1 pseudogene is annotated in these 211 nt (G+C 63.5%); it reads left to right on the forward strand.

What is annotated here, in order from left to right:
• A pseudogene (locus ACW9IR_RS30485) lies at positions 1 to 211 on the forward strand (PA0069 family radical SAM protein); the annotation flags it as partial.

Consider the following 211-nt stretch of genomic DNA (forward strand, 5'->3'; position numbering starts at 1 on the left):
CGCCCCGTGGCCGGGGCACGGCCACCAACCTGCATAACCGCTTTGCGCCTACGGTGAGCGTGGCCGAGGACGATGGCTGGTTTCAGGAAGTGCCACCGACCCAGGGCACCGAAGTGCGTATCGAGACGGCCAAGAGCATCATCACCCGCAATAACTCGCCGGACTTGCCGTTCGATCGCTCCATCAACCCTTATCGTGGCTGCGAGCATGG

This window comes from Pseudomonas sp. SDT291_1_S447, assembly GCF_054070155.1.